Source organism: Pseudomonas kilonensis, assembly GCF_001269885.1.
GTDB classification, from domain to species: domain Bacteria; phylum Pseudomonadota; class Gammaproteobacteria; order Pseudomonadales; family Pseudomonadaceae; genus Aquipseudomonas; species Aquipseudomonas kilonensis.
Window position 1 is genome coordinate 648,049 of record NZ_LHVH01000024.1, and the last position, 18,357, is coordinate 666,405.

14 protein-coding genes and 4 tRNA genes are annotated in these 18,357 nt (G+C 61.7%); 2 read left to right on the top strand and 16 right to left on the bottom strand.

The genetic code is table 11. The features are described 5' to 3' along the window. Positions 1–87 precede the first annotated feature (87 nt). The 5 genes from asd to leuC form a co-directional block, all read right to left on the bottom strand. The gene (gene asd / locus AD662_RS19290) at positions 88–1,200 is read right to left on the bottom strand and encodes an aspartate-semialdehyde dehydrogenase (RefSeq protein WP_003203857.1); all 1,113 of its coding nucleotides are present in this window, start codon (positions 1,198–1,200) and stop codon (positions 88–90) included. Between the two features lie 54 nt (positions 1,201–1,254). Further along, a complete protein-coding gene (leuB, locus tag AD662_RS19295) occupies positions 1,255–2,337 on the bottom strand; it encodes a 3-isopropylmalate dehydrogenase (RefSeq protein WP_018612426.1) in 1,083 nt (360 codons plus the stop codon). A gap of 66 nt (positions 2,338–2,403) precedes the next feature. After that, the gene (locus tag AD662_RS19300) at positions 2,404–3,168 is read right to left on the bottom strand and encodes a class I SAM-dependent methyltransferase (RefSeq protein ID WP_018612425.1); all 765 of its coding nucleotides are present in this window, start codon (positions 3,166–3,168) and stop codon (positions 2,404–2,406) included. Between the two features lie 157 nt (positions 3,169–3,325). Continuing rightward, on the bottom strand, positions 3,326–3,970 hold the full coding sequence (gene leuD / locus AD662_RS19305; protein WP_018612423.1) for a 3-isopropylmalate dehydratase small subunit: 645 nt from the start codon (positions 3,968–3,970) through the stop codon (positions 3,326–3,328). 11 nt (positions 3,971–3,981) lie between these two features. Continuing rightward, positions 3,982–5,400 (bottom strand): 3-isopropylmalate dehydratase large subunit, encoded by a 1,419-nt coding sequence (leuC, locus tag AD662_RS19310; RefSeq protein ID WP_018612421.1) that lies wholly within the window; start codon positions 5,398–5,400, stop codon positions 3,982–3,984. 156 nt (positions 5,401–5,556) lie between these two features. Between leuC and AD662_RS19315 the strand changes: the two genes are divergently transcribed. Together AD662_RS19315 and AD662_RS19320 are read left to right on the top strand one after the other, a co-directional pair. Next, the gene (locus AD662_RS19315; RefSeq protein WP_003203868.1) at positions 5,557–6,447 is read left to right on the top strand and encodes a LysR family transcriptional regulator; all 891 of its coding nucleotides are present in this window, start codon (positions 5,557–5,559) and stop codon (positions 6,445–6,447) included. A 68-nt stretch (positions 6,448–6,515) separates the two neighbouring features. Further along, positions 6,516–9,794 (top strand): sensor domain-containing protein, encoded by a 3,279-nt coding sequence (locus AD662_RS19320; protein ID WP_018612418.1) that lies wholly within the window; start codon positions 6,516–6,518, stop codon positions 9,792–9,794. A 214-nt stretch (positions 9,795–10,008) separates the two neighbouring features. On the opposite strand, the gene AD662_RS19325 is transcribed toward AD662_RS19320, so the two are convergent. The 11 genes from AD662_RS19325 to uvrB all read right to left on the bottom strand — a co-directional run bounded on the left by AD662_RS19325 (position 10,009) and on the right by uvrB (position 18,153). Next, positions 10,009–10,461: an Hsp20 family protein gene (locus AD662_RS19325; protein ID WP_018612416.1), complete on the bottom strand. Its 453-nt coding sequence runs from the start codon at positions 10,459–10,461 to the stop codon at positions 10,009–10,011. A gap of 119 nt (positions 10,462–10,580) precedes the next feature. Further along, a complete protein-coding gene (locus tag AD662_RS19330) occupies positions 10,581–11,540 on the bottom strand; it encodes a tRNA dihydrouridine synthase (RefSeq protein ID WP_018612414.1) in 960 nt (319 codons plus the stop codon). A 112-nt stretch (positions 11,541–11,652) separates the two neighbouring features. Further along, complete coding sequence (locus tag AD662_RS19335; protein ID WP_018612412.1) at positions 11,653–12,102, bottom strand: acyl-CoA thioesterase; 450 nt, start codon at positions 12,100–12,102, stop codon at positions 11,653–11,655. A gap of 85 nt (positions 12,103–12,187) precedes the next feature. Beyond that, positions 12,188–13,021 (bottom strand): alpha/beta fold hydrolase, encoded by an 834-nt coding sequence (locus AD662_RS19340; protein ID WP_053189461.1) that lies wholly within the window; start codon positions 13,019–13,021, stop codon positions 12,188–12,190. Between the two features lie 28 nt (positions 13,022–13,049). Further along, on the bottom strand, positions 13,050–13,589 hold the full coding sequence (locus AD662_RS19345) for a TetR/AcrR family transcriptional regulator (protein WP_003203880.1): 540 nt from the start codon (positions 13,587–13,589) through the stop codon (positions 13,050–13,052). A 179-nt stretch (positions 13,590–13,768) separates the two neighbouring features. Beyond that, positions 13,769–13,844 (bottom strand) — tRNA-Glu (locus AD662_RS19350). Between the two features lie 75 nt (positions 13,845–13,919). Further along, a tRNA-Ala gene (locus AD662_RS19355) sits at positions 13,920–13,995 on the bottom strand. 53 nt (positions 13,996–14,048) lie between these two features. Continuing rightward, a tRNA-Glu gene (locus tag AD662_RS19360) sits at positions 14,049–14,124 on the bottom strand. Positions 14,125–14,203: 79 nt separating this feature from the next. Continuing rightward, positions 14,204–14,279: transfer RNA gene (locus tag AD662_RS19365), tRNA-Ala, on the bottom strand. A 146-nt stretch (positions 14,280–14,425) separates the two neighbouring features. Further along, the gene (gltX, locus tag AD662_RS19370; RefSeq protein ID WP_014337445.1) at positions 14,426–15,907 is read right to left on the bottom strand and encodes a glutamate--tRNA ligase; all 1,482 of its coding nucleotides are present in this window, start codon (positions 15,905–15,907) and stop codon (positions 14,426–14,428) included. Positions 15,908–16,137: 230 nt separating this feature from the next. Beyond that, positions 16,138–18,153 carry an excinuclease ABC subunit UvrB gene (gene uvrB, locus AD662_RS19375; RefSeq protein ID WP_018612408.1) on the bottom strand — a complete coding sequence of 672 codons (2,016 nt, stop codon included), beginning with the start codon at positions 18,151–18,153 and terminating at the stop codon, positions 16,138–16,140. Positions 18,154–18,357: the final 204 nt, after the last annotated feature.

Below are 18,357 nucleotides of genomic sequence, written 5' to 3' on the forward strand. Positions count from 1 at the left end.
CGCTCCCACAATTGATCCCATGCATCCAGCTCCATAAAAAAACCCGCACCTCTCACAAGGCACGGGTTCTTTCACCGCAGCAATCGATCAACGCTCGAGCAGGATCCGCAGCATGCGACGCAGCGGTTCAGCCGCGCCCCACAGCAGTTGGTCGCCGACGGTGAAGGCACCGACGAATTGCGACCCCATGTTCAGTTTGCGCAGACGGCCCACCGGTACGTTCAGGGTGCCGGTGACCTTGGTCGGGCTCAGCTCCTGCATGCTGATTTCGCGGTTGTTCGGCACCAGCTTGACCCAAGGGTTGTGCTGACTGATCAACCCTTCGATGTCGGCGATCGGCACGTCTTTGTTCAGCTTGATGGTCAGCGCCTGGCTGTGGCAGCGCATGGCGCCGATGCGCACGCAGATGCCGTCCACCGGGATCGGGCTCTTGAAGCGACCCAGGATCTTGTTGGTTTCGGCCTGGGCCTTCCACTCTTCGCGGCTCTGGCCGTTGGGCAGTTCCTTGTCGATCCAGGGGATCAGGCTGCCGGCCAGTGGTACGCCGAAGTTCTCGGTCGGGTAGGCATCGCTGCGCATCGCCTCGGCGACCTTGCGGTCGATGTCGAGGATGGCGCTGGCCGGGTTGGCCAGGTCATCGGCGACGGCGGCGTGGGTGGCGCCCATCTGCTTGATCAGCTCACGCATGTTCTGCGCGCCGGCACCGGACGCCGCCTGGTAGGTCATGGCGCTCATCCACTCCACCAGACCGGCTTCGAACAGGCCGCCCAGGCCCATCAGCATCAGGCTGACGGTGCAGTTGCCGCCGATGTAGTTCTTGGTGCCCGCGTCCAGCTGCTGGTCGATGACCTTGCGGTTCACCGGGTCGAGGACGATCACCGCGTCGTCCTGCATGCGCAGGCTGGAAGCGGCGTCGATCCAGTAACCCTGCCAGCCGGCTTCACGCAGCTTGGGGAAGACTTCGCTGGTGTAGTCGCCACCCTGGCAGGTCAGGATCACGTCGAGGGTCTTGAGCTCTTCGATGCTGTAGGCATCCTTGAGCGCACCGGTGTCCTTGCCCACGGACGGGCCCTGGCCACCGACATTGGAAGTGGTGAAAAACACCGGCTCAATGAGATCGAAATCCTGCTCTTCCAGCATTCGCTGCATGAGCACGGAACCGACCATGCCGCGCCAACCGATCAGACCTACACGTTTCATCGCAACTACACCTATACAAAAGTGGGCCACCGTCGGAGCGGTGGGCCCGAAAGATTACAGATTCCGCAGCGCGGCGACTACTGCATCGCCCATTTGCTGCGTACCGACTTTGGTACAACCTTGCGACCAGATATCACCGGTGCGCAAGCCTTGGTCCAAGACCACACTGACGGCTTTTTCGATCGCGTCGGCGGCATCGTTCAAGTTGAAGCTGTAACGCAGCATCATCGACACCGACAGGATGGTCGCCAACGGGTTGGCAATGCCCTGCCCGGCGATGTCCGGCGCCGAACCGTGGCACGGCTCGTACATGCCCTTGTTGTTGGCGTCCAGGGAGGCCGACGGCAGCATGCCGATGGAACCGGTGAGCATCGACGCTTCGTCGGACAGGATGTCGCCGAACAGGTTGTCGGTGACGATCACGTCGAACTGCTTCGGCGCACGCACCAGTTGCATGGCGGCGTTGTCGACGTACATGTGGCTCAGCTCGATGTCCGGGTAATCCTTGGCCACCTGCTCGACCACTTCACGCCACAGTTGACTGGAAGCCAGTACGTTGGCCTTGTCCACCGAGCACAGCTTCTTGCCACGCACGCGGGCCATGTCGAAGCCAACCCGGGCGATACGGCGGATTTCGCTTTCGCTGTACGGCAGGGTGTCGTAGGCCTGGCGTTCGCCATTATCCAGCTCACGGGTGCCACGCGGGGCGCCGAAGTAGATGCCGCCGGTCAGCTCGCGGACGATGAGGATGTCCAGGCCCGCGACGATTTCCGGCTTCAGGCTCGATGCATCGGCCAATTGCGGGTAGAGAATCGCCGGACGCAGGTTGCCGAACAGGCCCAGTTGCGCACGAATCTTCAGCAGGCCGCGCTCAGGACGGATGTCGCGTTCGATCTTGTCCCATTTCGGGCCGCCCACGGCGCCCAGCAGCACGGCATCGGCTGCACGGGCACGGTCCAGGGTTTCATCGGCCAGGGGCACGCCGTGCTTGTCGATGGCCGCGCCGCCGATCACGTCGTGGCTGAGTTCGAAGCCCAGGCCGTACTTGTCGTTCGCCAGCTCCAGGACCTTGACCGCTTCGGCCATGATTTCCGGGCCAATGCCATCACCTGGGAGAATCAGAATCTGCTTGCTCATGCTTTCCTCGTTTGCTCTGTCGGCACATGCCTGGGCTTCGTACCCAACGCCTGGCCGGGAAAAATGCTATCGCTCGGCCCACAGCACCAGTACATCTGTACTGAACGAACCATCGGCCTCAATCTCAAAATATTCACGCACTTCATCGCCCATCGAACGCTGCAGCTGGAGAATCGCCGCCCGCATCACCTCGGGGGTGCGCATGCGCTCGACCCAGGAGCGATATTCCAGGCGCAGGCGCTGGCGCGAGGTGCTGCGGGTGTGCAACCCCGCTTCGCTGACCTGGCGCAACCACTCGCCGGCAGAATAATCGCGCACGTGGCTGGTGTCGCGCAGCACTTCGATGCTTTGCAGGTAGGTGTCCAGCAATGGCGTGCCTGGCGACAGGATATCGATGAACGCCATCACCCCGCCCGGCTTGAGCACCCGGCGCACTTCCCGCAACGCCAGGCCCAGGTCGCTCCAATGATGCGCCGAATAGCGGCTGAACACGAAGTCGAACTCAGCGTCGGCGAACGGCAAGCGCTCAGCGGCGCCGCATACCGTGCTGATATTGCCCAGGCCACGCTCGGCAGCCGCCGTGGCGACCACGTCGAGCATTTGCTGGGACAAATCATAGGCCACCACTTCACCGGCCAGCGGCGCCACGTGGAAACTCACATGGCCGGCGCCACACCCCAGGTCCAGCACCCGGGCATCGCCACGACCGGCCAATGCAGCCTGTAGCAGCGCGAATTCAGCGCCCTGGGCGTGCACGGCACTGCTCAGATAGGCCGAGGCCTGTTCACCGAATTGCTTTTGTACAACCTGACTGTGGGCGGTGCTGGTCATGGGGACTTCCTTTTTAGGTCTCGCTTTGTATTGCCAGTGCCGCCGTCTTCGCGAGCAAGCCCGCTCCCACAAGGGGTTTTGTGAACGCCGCAAATCCAGTGTGGGAGCGGGCTTGCTCGCGAAGGGGCCAGCACTGACTACATCAATTTCAGATCAATCAAGCATCGCGAAACAACCAAGGCTGGCTCGCCCGGTGCTTGGCCTCGAACGCGGCAATCGCCTCGCCGTCCTGCAAGGTCAGGCCGATGTCATCCAGGCCATTGAGCAGGCAATGCTTGCGGAACGCGTCGATCTCGAAACCCAGCACCTTGCCGTCGGGACGGGTCACGGTCTGGGCGGCCAGGTCGACCTGCAGTTGATAGCCGGGGTTGGCCTCGACCTGCTGGAACAGCTCATCCACGTCAGCATCGCTGAGGATGATCGGCAGCAAGCCGTTCTTGAAGCTGTTGTTGAAGAAGATGTCGGCATAGCTCGGCGCAATGATGCTGCGGAAACCGTACTCTTCCAGGGCCCATGGCGCGTGCTCGCGGCTCGAGCCGCAGCCGAAGTTCTCACGGGCCAGCAACACGCTGGCGCCTTGGTAACGCTCGGCGTTGAGCACGAAGTCCTTGTTCAACGGCCGCTTGGAGTTGTCCTGGTACGGCTGGCCGACATCCAGGTAACGCCATTCGTCAAACAGGTTCGGGCCGAAACCGGTGCGCTTGATGGACTTCAAGAACTGCTTGGGAATGATCTGGTCGGTGTCGACGTTGGCACGATCCAAAGGCGCGACAAGACCGGTGTGCTGGGTAAAAGCTTTCATGCTGCGCTCCTTCAGATCAATTCGCGGACATCGACGAAACGGCCGTTGACAGCCGCCGCCGCGGCCATGGCTGGGCTCACCAGGTGCGTACGGCCACCGGCGCCCTGACGGCCTTCGAAGTTACGGTTGGAGGTGGAGGCGCAATGCTCGCCCGACTCCAAACGGTCCGGGTTCATCGCCAGGCACATCGAGCACCCCGGCTCACGCCATTCGAAACCGGCCTCGAGGAAAATCTTGTCCAGCCCTTCCGCTTCCGCCTGGGCCTTCACCAGGCCCGAGCCCGGCACCACGATGGCCTGTTTGATGGTCGAAGCAACCTTGCGACCCTTGGCGATCACCGCCGCGGCGCGCAGGTCTTCGATCCGCGAGTTGGTGCAAGAGCCGATGAACACACGGTCAAGCTGAATGTCAGTGATCGCCTGGTTGGCGCTCAAGCCCATGTACTTCAAGGCGCGGACGATGGAGTCGCGCTTGACCAGGTCCATTTCCTTGGCCGGATCCGGTACGTTCTGGTCCACCGCCAACACCATCTCAGGCGAAGTGCCCCAGCTGACTTGCGGCTTGATCTGCGTTGCGTCGAGCTCGACCACGGTGTCGAACTTGGCATCGGCATCGGAGACCAGGTCTTTCCAGGCCTCGACCGCCATGTCCCATTCCACGCCTTTTGGCGAGAACGGACGGCCCTTGACGTATTCCACGGTTTTTTCATCGGCGGCCACCAGGCCAACGCGGGCACCGGCCTCGATGGACATGTTGCAGATGGTCATGCGGCCTTCGACGGACAAGTCGCGGATCGCGCTGCCGGCGAACTCGATGGCATGGCCGTTACCGCCGGCGGTGCCGATCTTGCCGATCACCGCCAGGACGATGTCCTTGGCCGTCACGCCGAACGGCAACTTGCCCTCGACGCGCACCAGCATGTTTTTCATTTTCTTGGCGACCAGGCACTGGGTGGCGAGCACATGCTCCACCTCGGAGGTGCCGATGCCATGGGCCAGGGCCCCGAAAGCACCGTGGGTCGAGGTGTGCGAGTCGCCGCAGACCACGGTCATGCCCGGCAAGGTCGCGCCCTGCTCCGGGCCGATGACGTGGACGATGCCTTGGCGCACATCGTTCATCTTGAATTCGACGATGCCGTATTCGTCACAGTTATCGTCGAGGGTCTGGACCTGCAAGCGCGAGACCTGGTCGGCAATGGCTTCGATGCCGCCCTTGCGCTCCGGGGTGGTCGGTACGTTGTGGTCCGGGGTCGCGATGTTGGCATCGATACGCCACGGCTTGCGCCCGGCCAGGCGCAGGCCTTCGAAGGCTTGCGGCGAAGTCACTTCGTGGATGATGTGACGATCGATGTAGATCAGCGCCGAGCCATCGTCGCGCTGCTTGACCAAATGCGAATCCCAGAGCTTGTCGTAGAGCGTTTTGCCGGCCATCAGACGGTTCCTCATCAGCTTGTTTCTATGCCCCGGGCCTTGACCGAATCAATAACCCCTTGGCTTGTGAGGCTGATCCTATGGGGTTACATTAAATAACTCAAATTCATATTTTTCATACTTTGCATAACCAATTGGAATTCGACCGGAACCGCCATGGACCTCGCCAACCTCAATGCCTTTATAGCCATCGCCGAGACGGGCAGTTTCTCCGGCGCCGGCGAACGCCTGCACCTGACCCAGCCAGCCATCAGCAAGCGCATTGCCGGCCTCGAGCAACAGCTCAAGGTGCGCCTGTTCGATCGCCTGGGCCGTGAAGTGGGCCTGACCGAGGCCGGTCGAGCCCTGTTGCCACGGGCCTATCAGATCCTCAACGTGCTGGACGACACCCGTCGCGCCCTGACCAACCTGAGCGGCGAAGTGACCGGGCGCCTGACGCTCGCCACCAGCCACCACATCGGCCTGCACCGCCTGCCACCGTTATTACGGGAGTTCACCCGACGCTACCCCCAGGTGGCGCTGGATATCCAGTTCCTGGATTCGGAAGTGGCCTACGAAGAAATCCTCCATGGCCGGGCGGAACTGGCCGTCATCACCCTCGCCCCCGAACCCCACACGTTGGTACGGGCCACGCCGGTGTGGGACGACCCCCTGGATTTCGTGGTCGCCCCGGAGCATGCGCTGCTGGAAAACGGCGCGGTCAGCCTGGCGGACATTGCCTTGCATCCGGCGGTTTTCCCGGGGGGCAACACGTTTACCCATCACATCGTGCGACGGCTGTTCGAAGCCCAGGGCCTGACGCCGAACATCGCCATGAGCACGAATTACCTGGAAACCATAAAAATGATGGTCTCCATCGGCCTGGCCTGGAGCGTTTTGCCGCGCACCATGCTCGACGAACAGGTGGCGCGCATTCCTTTGCCGGGCATACAACTCAGTCGCCAGCTAGGCTATATCTTGCACACCGAACGGACGCTGTCGAACGCCGCACGGGCTTTCATGGCCTTACTGGACGCACAAATCGATTTGCCAGGGACAAGGGCATAGGTTGTGCCGCGCCTGTAGGGCCTGACGCCTGTGCTTTATGCCCTAACCCGCTCAAGGCTCGCTAGATAATGCCCAAACCCGCTGACCACCTCCCGCCCTTGCCACGCATCCAGGCGCTCGACCCGAAACGGTCCGAGCAAAGCTGGGACAGCGCGCCGCAGTTGTTGGCCGCCCTGAACGGTGCGCGACTGGGGGCCTGGTCGTGGGACATCGAGACTGGGAAGATCAGTTGGTCCCGGGGCACCCAGGCACTGTTCGGCTTCGATCCGCGCCAGCCATTGCCTGCGGATGTGGATTATCTGGACCTGTTGCTGCCCGAAGACCGGGACCGGGCCATGCGCGCCTTTCACGCGGCAGTGGCCGGGGCGCCGCTGGAACAGGCCATGCACCACCGCATCGTCTGGCCCGATGGCAGCCTGCATTGGCTGGAGATCAGCGGCAGCGTGCTACCCGACAAGCACGGTCGCCCACGCATGATCGGGGTGATCCGCGAGATCACCCATCAGCGCGAGCGGGAACAGGCGCTGCGCAGCTCGGAAAAACGCTTCGCCACGCTCTTTCACCTGTGCCCGAACATGGTTTTGCTGACCCGCCAGGAGGACGGGCTGATCAGCGAGGCCAACCAGTATTTCGGAAGCCTGTTCGGCTGGCCGCTGCACGATGTGATCGGCCGCACCACCCTGGAACTGGGCTTGTGGGTTGACCCCGGACAACGGGCAAAACTGCTGGAAGCCATCAAGGCCAAGGGCGAACTGGCGAGCATGGAGGTGGAACTGCGGGCGAGCAATGGCCAGATCCACACCGGCCTACTCAGCGCGCAGAAAGTCGAGCTGGAGGGCCAACCCTACCTGTTGAGCGCCTTTCTCGACACCACCGAGCGCAAACTCGCCGAACAGGCCCTCAAGGACAGCCAGGAACGCCTGGACCTGGCCCTCGACTCGGCGCAACTGGGCACCTGGGACTGGCACATTCCCAGCGGCATGCTCTACGGCTCGGCCCGGGCCGCGCAGCTCCATGGCCTGGAGCCCAAGCCGTTCCACGAATCGTTCGATGCGTTTTTCGAAGGCGTCCCCATGGAAGAGCGCAACAACATGCGCAACGCCTATCGCAGCCTGCGCGAAGGTCCGGCGGGTAATTATCAGTTGACCTACCGCGTGCAACTGCCGGACGGCAGCTCGCGCTACCTGGAAAGCCGCGCCCGCCTCTACCGCAACGACGACGGCAGCCCCTTGCGCATGGCCGGCACCTTGCTCGACATCACCGACCAAGTGGAGCGCGAACAGAGCCTGGCCGCCTCGGAAGAAAAATTCGCCACGCTGTTCCAGGTCAGCCCCGACCCGATCTGCGTCACCCACCTGGACAGCGGCCGGTTCCTGGAGATCAACTCCAGTTTCACTCAGACCTTCGGCTGGACCACCAGCGACGTAATCGGCCTCGACGCTGACGAAATCGGCCTCTGGGACGCCTCGGGCAGCAGCCTGCAACGCATCGAACGGGTGATCCGCGAACAATCACTGAACAATGTCGCCATCGTCGTTCACCATAAGAACGGCCAGCCGCTGACCTGTGTGATTTCCAGCCGGCAAATCAACGTCGGCAACCAGCCCTGCATCGTCACGACCTTGCGCGACATCACCCAGCAACAACGCTCCGAAGCCGCCCTCAAGGCCAGCGAAGAGAAATTCGCCAAGGCGTTTCATTCCAGCCCCGACGCCATCACCATCACCGAACTCGAAAGCGGTCGCTACCTTGAGGTCAACGACGGCTTCTGCCGGCTGACCGGCTACCGCGCCGACGAAGTGATCGGGCACACGGTCTACGAAGTGGGGATCTGGGCCGAAGAAAAACAGCGAGCCGCCTTGCTGGCCGAGCTGAAACTCAAGGGCCGCGTAGTCCACCAGGAGATGCTCGGGCGCAATAAACAGGGGGAAATCCTGACGGTGGAGGTCTCGGTCGAGCCCATCACCCTCAATGAAACGGCGTGCCTGCTGCTGACCGCCCGGGACGTAAGCCTGTTGCGCAATGCCGAAGCCCAGATCCGCCACCTGGCCTACCACGACTCGCTGACCAACCTGCCCAACCGCGCCTTGCTGATGGACCGGCTGAGCCAGCAGATCGCCCTGCTCAAGCGCCACAACTTGCGCGGCGCCCTGCTGTTTCTCGACCTGGACCACTTCAAGCACATCAACGACTCCCTCGGTCACCCGGTGGGCGACACCGTGCTGAAGATCATCACCGCGCGCCTCGAAGCCAGCGTGCGCCTGGAAGACACCGTAGCGCGGCTGGGTGGCGACGAATTCGTGGTGCTGCTCAGCGGCCTGGAAGGCTCGCGCAACGAAGTCAGCGAGCAAGTGCGGACCCTGGCCGACACCCTGCGCGAACTGCTTTCGGAGCCGATGTTTCTCGATGGCCAGCGCCTGCAGGTCACGCCGAGCATCGGTATCGCGCTGATTCCCGACCACGGTTCCACGCCCACCGATTTGCTCAAGCGCGCCGACATTGCGCTGTACCGCGCCAAGGACTCAGGGCGCAACACCTCGCAGATGTTTCACACCACCATGCAAAAAGCCGCCAGCGAACGGCTGCGCATGGAGACCGACCTGCGCCTGGCCCTGGCCCGTGGCGAGTTCAGCGTGCATTTCCAGCCTCAGGTCGATGCCCGGGACAACCGCATCATCGGCGCCGAAGCCCTGGTGCGCTGGCATCACCCGGACCTGGGCGCCCAATCGCCCAACGAATTCATCAAAGTGCTGGAGGACAGTGGCCTGATCCTGGAAGTCGGGACCTGGATCCTCGATGAAGCTTGCGACGGCTTCAAGCAACTGATCGCCAAGGGCAAGATCGACCCCCAGCGATTCAGCCTGTGCGTGAACATCAGCCCACGGCAATTTCGCCAGAGCGACTTTGTCGAACGCATCGAAAACAGTCTCCTCTCTCACGGCCTGCCCTTCTCCCTGCTGAAACTGGAGATCACCGAAGGCATCGTGATCCAGAACCTGGACGACACCATCGCCAAGATGCGCCGGCTCAAGAAGCTGGGGGTGAGCTTTGCCATGGATGATTTCGGCACCGGTTATTCGTCGCTGACCTACCTCAAGCGCCTGCCGGTGGACACGCTGAAAATCGACCAGTCATTCGTGCGCGACGCCACCAGCGACCCCAACGACGCCGAAATCATCCGCGCCATCGTCGCCATGGCTCGTAGCCTCAACCTGATCATGATTGCCGAAGGCGTGGAGACCCTGGAGCAATTGCAGTTCCTGCAAGGGCTTGATTGCCATCTGTACCAGGGTTATTTGCATAGCCGGCCGTTGCCGCTGGAGGCGTTTGAGCGGTTGTTGCCCTAGCCTGTGCAGCTAGGCACGAGGCTTTTGTGGCGAGGGGGGTTTATGTGGGAGCAAAGCTTGCTCGCGACTGCAGGTGACTCGGTTTCTGAAGGACCGCATCGCTTTTATCGCGGGCAAGCCTTGCTCCCACAGTCCCCTCGCCACATAAATCTTCCACTGATATCCAAAAAATGAAAAAGGGCGCCATTTGGCGCCCTTCTTCATTTGCGCTGCATCAGTTTTGCAGCGCGGGTTGTTGCTGCGCTCCGTTGATCGGGATGCGCTTGGCCTTGGCCTCTTCCGGGATCACCCGCAGCAGGTCGATGCTCAACAGACCGTTGCTCAGGCCGGCGGATTTGATCTCGATATGATCGGCCAACCGGAAGGACAGCTTGAACGCACGCTGGGCGATGCCCTGGTGCAGGTAAGTGACGCTGTCGTTACTGGCTTCACGTTTGCCGCCACTGATGGTCAGCACACCTTTTTCCACTTGCAGGTCCAGGTCTTCTTCCTGGAACCCGGCGGTGGCGACCACAATGCGGTACTCGTCATCACCATGTTTTTCCACGTTGTAGGGTGGATAGCTGCTACCCGGTTCGTTGCGCAGGGCGGTTTCGAACAAGTCGTTGAAACGATCGAAACCTACCGAGGAACGGAACAGCGGGGCCAGCGAAAATGCAGTACTCATGATTCAAATCTCCTGAAAAAATCAGCAAGTTTTTTTGTCTCCGCGACCCGAATTCGGCATCGCGTAATCCCTATCTAGGGACCGCCAAAAACTTTTCAAGAGCTTTTTCTGAAATTTTTTCAGGCCGCTTCGGTGCGCTGCACACCCAGCAAATGGCCCACCGCGTCCAGGTCGGTTTCCCGGCGCAAAGCGGTAAACAGCGCCACCGCTTCGGGGTAATTGCGGGTCAGCATCGCCAGCCATTGCTTCAACCGGCCTGGAGCCTGGCGTGGTGTCAGTTGCTCGACCACCTGCACCCAGAAGTCCTGGAGCATCGGCTGCAGCTCGGCCCAGGACATCTCGACCACCTCCTCACCGGCCCGGGCGGCGGCGATCTGCCGGGCCAGATCAGGGCGGGAAACGAGACCGCGACCGAGCATGATGTCTTCGACACCGCTGATTTCGCGGCAACGGCGCCAATCCTCAACGCTCCAGATATCGCCATTGGCGAACACCGGCACCTTGACCACTTCCTGCACCCGGGGAATCCACTCCCAGTGGGCAGGAGGCTTGTAGCCATCGACCTTGGTCCGCGCATGCACCACGATGTGCGCCGCACCGCCTTCGGCCAGTGCCGTGGCACACACCAGCGCACCGTCCGGGCTATCGAAACCCAGGCGCATCTTGGCGGTGACCGGAATGTGCTTTGGCACCGCACGACGCACGTGCTCGACGATTTCGTTGAGCAGTTCCGGCTCCTTGAGCAACACCGCCCCGCCCCGGGATTTGTTCACGGTCTTGGCCGGGCAACCGAAGTTCAAGTCGACAACCTCCGAGCCCAACTCGCACGCCAACGCCGCGTTTTCCGCCAGGCACACCGGATCGGAACCGAGCAACTGCACCCGCAACGGCACACCGGCAGCCGTCTGGGCACCGGTCAGCAGTTCAGGGGCGAGCTTATGGAAATAGGCCGGCGTGAGCAGACGGTCGTTGACACGGATGAACTCGGTGACACACCAGTCGATCCCGCCAACACGGGTCAGGACATCCCGCAGGATGTTGTCGACCAACCCCTCCATGGGCGCCAGGGCAATTTGCATGGAAACACACACTCAAACGAAAAAACGTGCGGCAGTTTACCGGATTTTGCCCACAACATCGGAATTCACCAGCAATCCCTGTGGGAGCGAGCTTGCTCGCGATTACGGTGGATCAGTCGATGAGGATGCCGGATGGCTTCAGCGCGGGACCATAACCTTCGATGAATTCCGGCGGCATGCGCTTGGGCCTGCCGGTGGACAATTCGATGCAGACGAAGGTGGTCTGGGCCCGCAGCAGCGTGGTGTTGTCGCTGGGACGGACCAGTTGGAAATGCCGGGTCATTTTCAGGCGCTGGTCCCAGTCGACGATCCAGGTCGCCAATTGCAGCTCATCGCCTTCATAGGCGGCCGCCAGGTAATCGATTTCATGCCGTACCACTGCCATGGCCCGGTCGAGGCGCCGGTATTCCACCAGATCCAGGCCCAGGCGCTGGGAATGGCGCCAGGCGCAGCGCTCGAGCCAGGTAACGTACACCGCGTTGTTGGCGTGCCCCAGCCCGTCGATGTCTTCGGCATTGACCTGAAGATCAATAATGAACGGTGTTGCGCGATCCCAGCCCATGCCCCTCTCCTGGTCGAATTTGGATCGGGGCAGTGTAACGGATCCTAGCTCGACCGCCATCGCGGGCAAGCCTTGCTCCCACAGTTCAAGCCGATTGCCGCGCCTGCAGGCTGCGACCGGCCAGCAGTGATAACACCCCATCAATGACACGAGGATCGGCCAGCACCCGCTGATGCCCGCCCTGTGGCAGTCGCAGCAAACGACTGTCGAACCAGGCTTCATGGATCAACTGCGACTCCTTGACTGAAACCGACGCGTCGTCCTCGGCATGGACGATCAACCCCGGCACGTCCAGTTGGTAATGCGCGACGTCCATCTTCGAAGCGGGCATGCCCACATCGCTTTCCACCTGGCGAATGAACGCCGAACGCGCCTTGGGCGGCAGGCCCATCATCCGGGAGAAACCGCGCAGCACCCCCAGAATGCGGGCGGGTGCGGCGATGCTGACCAGCGTCTCGGTACGCAACCCCAACTGGACGGCCAACAGGGCACTGGCGCCGCCCATGGAATGCCCGATCACGGCCTGCAACGGCGGCAGCTCAGCGGCGGCTTCGAGCATGGCCCTGGCAAACAACAGGACATTCGCCTCGCGACCCGGTGAGCGACCATGGGCTGGACCGTCCAGCGCCACCACCGTGTAACCGGCGTCCACCAGGGCCGTGATCAGCGCCGCGAACTGCGTCGGCCGCCCTTCCCAGCCATGCATCAGCAAGACTGCCGGGCCTTTGCCCCAGCGCAAGGCCGAGAGACCGAAGCGCAAGGTGATACGTTCGGACGAGGCCAGCAGCGGCAGTTCCCAATCCCGCGGTGGCAAGTTGCGCGGGCGCATGAACAGCGAACGCATCTGTTTGGCCACCAGGCGCGGAGCCACCCAACCCAGCGTGCCATTGACGCTACGAATCCAGCTCAACCTGTTCATCGCTCATCTCCAGGGCTTGCGCCTTAGCTCATCGCACCGCCGACTTGGCGGCGCGCAGCAAACGATCCGATAACTCTCCAGGGCCCAAGGCTCGTGCCAGGGCCAAGCCGCCCACCATCAAGGCGATATCGGCCAGGGCCTTGTCGGCGTCCTCCGGGCTGGCCGCCAATTGCGCGACCATCAACTCGATATGCTCATTGAGCACTTCACGAAACGCATCCGGCAGCCGGCCGAGCTCGCCGACCGACGCAGGGATCGGGCAGGCGTGTTCGGTGGAGTCACGGTGCTTGCGGGACAGATAGAACGCCGCCACCAGAGCGCGCCGCTCTTCGCCTGTCAGCTCGCCATCCATGTCGGCGATCAGGCCGCGGCGCCGATTGAGCAATTGCTTGAATGCCTCCAGCATCAAGGCATCCTTGCTTTCGAAATGGGCATAAAAACCGCCCACCGTCAGCCCGGCCGCGCCCATCACCTCGCCCACGCTCGGCTCAGCCGGCCCACGCTGGATCAGCGCATCGCTGGCGGCCTTGAGAATGCGTTCACGGGTTTGTGCCTTTTTATCGCTCATCGTCGCCTCCGAATATTACGATTGAAATATTATTCCTATAATAATTTTCCGCAAGCGGAAATTTTGACCGCTGGTCAGAAGACTTTTTCAAGGATAGGGAATTGGCCGAACGCCAGACAAACAAAAGGGTCATTCAAGAATTGAATGACCCTTATAAAATCCCGCAGAGCGGGTAATCGTGGCGTCCCCTAGGGGACTCGAACCCCTGTTACCGCCGTGAAAGGGCGGTGTCCTAGGCCACTAGACGAAGGGGACACAAACCTTCTGACTTGATCAGCGCTGAGAACTGATCGATTCAAGGACGGTGTGGCCAGACCTTGAACCTGTAATTGGTGGAGCTAGACGGGATCGAACCGTCGACCTCTTGCATGCCATGCAAGCGCTCTCCCAGCTGAGCTATAGCCCCAGGTTTTTCGCCTCGCGGCGGAGCGACATCTTGCAACATCGCTTCTGTAAAACTGGCGTCCCCTAGGGGACTCGAACCCCTGTTACCGCCGTGAAAGGGCGGTGTCCTAGGCCACTAGACGAAGGGGACGCAAACCCTTCTGTACAACTGATCAACGCTGAGTGTTGATCGCTTCAAGACCGGTGTGGCCAGGCCTTGAAGTGTAAATTGGTGGAGCTAGACGGGATCGAACCGTCGACCTCTTGCATGCCATGCAAGCGCTCTCCCAGCTGAGCTATAGCCCCTCATCGCTGAGGACGGGGCGAATCTTAAGGGCGTATCGGAGGGCTGTCAAATTTATTTTCAACAAATTTGAAAATTTTTTGCCGGGATAACAATCACTTACCGACAAACCCCGGAAAACCGGGGTATGTCCTGCCTCATTGAACGCTTACGCGATCGCGCCCAGCAGTTTTTCCCACTCCTTGTTTTCCTTCTTCGACACACCACCGAGCAGATCGATGGCCTGGCGCAGGCGGAAACGGGTCAGGTCCGGCCCGAGGATTTCCATCGCATCGAGCACCGACACCGAGCTGGCCTGGCCGGTAATGGCGGCGAACATCAGCGGCATGGCATCGCGCAGTTTCAACTCCAGCGACTCGACCACGGCCTGGATGGTCGCGGTGATGCTGTCCTTCTCCCACTGGCGCAGGCTTTCGAGCTTCCACAGAATCAGTTGCATCAACTGGCGCACCTGGTCGCCCGAAAGCTTCTTGGATTCGAACAACTTCGCATCCGGCGTCACGCCACCGGCGAAGAAGAAGCCGGCCAGCGGGGCGATCTGGCTGAAGGTCTCTACCCTGCCCTGCACATGGGGAGCGATCTTCATCATGTACTCAGGGTTCAATGCCCACTTCTGCACACGTGCGGCGAATTCTTCCACCGGCAGGTCCCGCAGCCACTGGCCGTTGAGCCACGACAGCTTCTCGACGTCGAAGATCGGCCCACCCAGGGACACCCGCGACAAATCGAAATGCTCGACCATTTCCTGCAGCGAGAACTTCTCGCGCTCGTCCGGCATCGACCAACCCATGCGTCCCAGGTAGTTGAGCATGGCCTCGGGCATGAAGCCCATGCGCTCGTAGAACGTCACCGAGGTCGGGTTCTTGCGCTTGGACAGCTTGCTCTTGTCCGGGTTACGCAGCAGCGGCATGTAGCACAACTGTGGTTGTTCCCAGCCGAAGTATTCGTAGAGCAGGATCAGTTTTGGCGCCGATGGCAGCCATTCTTCACCGCGCAGCACGTGAGTGATGCCCATCAGGTGATCGTCCACCACGTTCGCCAGGAAGTACGTCGGCAGGCCGTCGGTCTTCATCAGCACTTGCATGTCCATGCGATCCCACGGGATCTCGACATCGCCACGCAGCATGTCCGGTACCACGCAGACGCCTTCGGTCGGCACCTTCATGCGGATCACATGGGGCTCGCCGGCCGCCAGGCGACGGGCGACTTCTTCCTTGGACAGCAGCAGCGCCCGGCCGTCGTAGCGCGGGGTTTCGCCACGGGCCATTTGCTCGGCGCGCATCTGGTCCAGCTCTTCGGCGGTGCAGAAACACGGGAACGCATGGCCCATGTCCACCAGTTGCTGGCAATACTGCTGGTAGATGTCACCACGCTCGCTCTGGCGGTACGGACCGTGCGGGCCGCCGACGTCCGGGCCTTCGCTCCAGTCGATCCCCAACCAGCGCAGGGCGTCGAAGATCTGCTGTTCGGACTCGCGGGTCGAACGCAACTGGTCGGTGTCCTCGATCCGCAGGATGAACTCGCCGCCATGCTGCTTGGCAAAGCAATAGTTGAACAAAGCGATGTAGGCGGTGCCGACATGGGGATCGCCAGTGGGCGAAGGCGCGATGCGGGTGCGGACGGTGGTCATGGCATGTCTCGGAAAGAATATAAAAGCGAAGATCGAACAGGGGGCGAATGGTAACAGGCGATGGCGGGCGGGCTCCAGTGAGAGCGGGATTTGTGTCGCCAGACGTCAGACCGAGTCGCCTCATTCGCGAGCAAGCCCGCTCCCACAGTGGAACGCATCCAGCCTGGACGACGCGGTCAACTGTGGGAGCGGGCTTGCTCGCGAAGAGGCCATCGAAGCCACAGCAATACTCAGACAGCCAGCAACCGCTCACGCAACTTGCCAATCTCATCACGCAACTGCGCCGCCGCCTCGAACTCCAGGTCCCGGGCCAGCTGGTACATTTTTTCTTCCAACTGCCGGATGCGCTTGGTGATTTCGCTCGGCGAGCGCAGTTCGGCCTCGTAACGGGCGCTCTCTTCGGCCGCCTTGGCCATGCCCTTGCGCTTCTTGCTGCGCGAGCCGGGCACGGTGGCGCCTTCCATGATGTCGGCGACGTCCTTGAACACGCCCTTGGGGGTAATGCCGTTGGCCAGGTTGAAGGCAATCTGCTTGTCGCGACGGCGCTCGGTCTCGCCGATGGCCCGCTCCATGGAGCCGGTGATGCGGTCGGCATACAGAATCGCCCGGCCATTGAGGTTACGCGCCGCGCGGCCGATGGTCTGGATCAACGAACGCTCGGAACGCAGGAAGCCTTCCTTGTCGGCGTCGAGAATCGCCACCAGCGACACTTCCGGCATGTCCAGGCCTTCGCGCAGCAGGTTGATGCCCACCAGCACGTCGAAGGTACCCAGGCGCAGGTCGCGGATGATCTCGACCCGCTCCACCGTGTCGATGTCCGAGTGCAGGTAACGCACCCGCACGCCATGGTCGGCCAGGTAGTCGGTAAGGTCTTCGGCCATGCGCTTGGTCAGCGTGGTGACCAGCACCCGCTCTTCCAGTGCCACACGCTTGGTGATTTCCGAGAGCAAGTCATCCACCTGGGTCAGCGCCGGACGCACTTCAATCTGCGGGTCGACCAGCCCGGTCGGCCGCACCAATTGCTCGATGACCCGCCCGGCATGCTCGGCCTCGTAGTTACCAGGGGTGGCCGAGACAAAAATCGTCTGCGGGCTCACGCTTTCCCATTCGTCGAAGCGCATCGGTCGGTTGTCCAGCGCCGAGGGCAGGCGGAAGCCGTACTCCACCAGGGTTTCCTTGCGCGAACGGTCGCCTTTGTACATGGCGCCGACCTGGGGCACGCTGACGTGGGATTCGTCGATGACCAGCAAGGCATCGGCCGGCAGGTAGTCATACAACGTGGGCGGCGGCGCACCCGCCGGACGGCCCGACAGGTAGCGGGAGTAGTTTTCGATGCCGTTGCAGTAGCCCAGCTCCAGGATCATCTCCAGGTCGAACCGGGTCCGCTGCTCCAGGCGCTGGGCTTCCACCAGTTTGTTGTTCGAACGCAGGTATTCCAGGCGCTCCTGCAACTCGACCTTGATCCCCTCCATGGCGTCCAGCAGGGTTTCCCGGGGCGTCACATAGTGGCTCTTGGGATAGAACGTGAAGCGTGGCAACTTGCGGATCACTTCACCGGTCAGCGGGTCGAACGCCGAGAGACTCTCCACTTCATCGTCGAACAGCTCGATGCGGATCGCTTCCAGGTCCGATTCCGCCGGGTAGATGTCGATCACATCGCCACGCACCCGGAACGTCGACCGGGCGAAATCCATGTCGTTGCGGGTGTACTGCAAGTCCGCCAGGCGCCGCAGCAAGGCGCGCTGGTCGAGTTTGTCGCCGCGGTCCACGTGCAACACCATCTTCAGGTAGGTTTCCGGGCTGCCCAGGCCGTAGATGCACGACACCGTGGTGACGATGATCGCGTCCTTGCGCTCGAGCAAGGCCTTGGTCGCCGACAGTCGCATCTGTTCGATGTGGTCGTTGATCGAGGCATCCTTCTCGATGAAGGTGTCCGACGACGGCACGTAGGCCTCGGGCTGGTAGTAGTCGTAGTAGGAAACGAAGTACTCCACGGCGTTATTCGGGAAAAACGCCTTGAACTCACCGTACAGCTGCGCCGCCAGGGTCTTGTTCGGCGCCAGTACCAGGGTCGGGCGCTGAATCTGGGCGATCACGTTGGCAATGCTGAAGGTCTTGCCCGAGCCGGTCACACCGAGCAGCGTCTGGTGCGCCAGCCCGGCCTCGATACCCTCGACCATCAGGCGGATGGCTTCCGGCTGATCGCCGGCGGGCTGGAAGCGGGTGACTAGCTGGAATTCAGACATGACATAACCTCTGGATTCACCCCTGTCGGCCAGCCGACAGGAACGAGAAAGACCGAAACGACTGATGTCGCCCGAGGAAAAAACTGGAATGCACACAATGTGGAGGTGAATGCCTTCGCTTTCAAGACGAACGTCCTACACGCCTTGAAGACTTTGACGCGCCGAGAGGACTAACGGTCGAAAAAAATCGTAAAAACTTAGCGT

What these genes read in the sequence shown, in the direction of transcription:
- asd (WP_003203857.1), bottom strand. Translation starts at nt 1,200, where the DNA reads ATGAAACGTGTAGGTCTGATCGGTTGGCGCGGCATGGTCGGTTCCGTG.
- leuB (WP_018612426.1), bottom strand. Translation starts at nt 2,337, where the DNA reads ATGAGCAAGCAGATTCTGATTCTCCCAGGTGATGGCATTGGCCCGGAA.
- AD662_RS19300 (WP_018612425.1), bottom strand. Translation starts at nt 3,168, where the DNA reads ATGACCAGCACCGCCCACAGTCAGGTTGTACAAAAGCAATTCGGTGAA.
- leuD (WP_018612423.1), bottom strand. Translation starts at nt 3,970, where the DNA reads ATGAAAGCTTTTACCCAGCACACCGGTCTTGTCGCGCCTTTGGATCGT.
- leuC (WP_018612421.1), bottom strand. Translation starts at nt 5,400, where the DNA reads ATGGCCGGCAAAACGCTCTACGACAAGCTCTGGGATTCGCATTTGGTC.
- AD662_RS19315 (WP_003203868.1), top strand. Translation starts at nt 5,557, where the DNA reads ATGGACCTCGCCAACCTCAATGCCTTTATAGCCATCGCCGAGACGGGC.
- AD662_RS19320 (WP_018612418.1), top strand. Translation starts at nt 6,516, where the DNA reads ATGCCCAAACCCGCTGACCACCTCCCGCCCTTGCCACGCATCCAGGCG.
- AD662_RS19325 (WP_018612416.1), bottom strand. Translation starts at nt 10,461, where the DNA reads ATGAGTACTGCATTTTCGCTGGCCCCGCTGTTCCGTTCCTCGGTAGGT.
- AD662_RS19330 (WP_018612414.1), bottom strand. Translation starts at nt 11,540, where the DNA reads ATGCAAATTGCCCTGGCGCCCATGGAGGGGTTGGTCGACAACATCCTG.
- AD662_RS19335 (WP_018612412.1), bottom strand. Translation starts at nt 12,102, where the DNA reads ATGGGCTGGGATCGCGCAACACCGTTCATTATTGATCTTCAGGTCAAT.
- AD662_RS19340 (WP_053189461.1), bottom strand. Translation starts at nt 13,021, where the DNA reads ATGAACAGGTTGAGCTGGATTCGTAGCGTCAATGGCACGCTGGGTTGG.
- AD662_RS19345 (WP_003203880.1), bottom strand. Translation starts at nt 13,589, where the DNA reads ATGAGCGATAAAAAGGCACAAACCCGTGAACGCATTCTCAAGGCCGCC.
- gltX (WP_014337445.1), bottom strand. Translation starts at nt 15,907, where the DNA reads ATGACCACCGTCCGCACCCGCATCGCGCCTTCGCCCACTGGCGATCCC.
- uvrB (WP_018612408.1), bottom strand. Translation starts at nt 18,153, where the DNA reads ATGTCTGAATTCCAGCTAGTCACCCGCTTCCAGCCCGCCGGCGATCAG.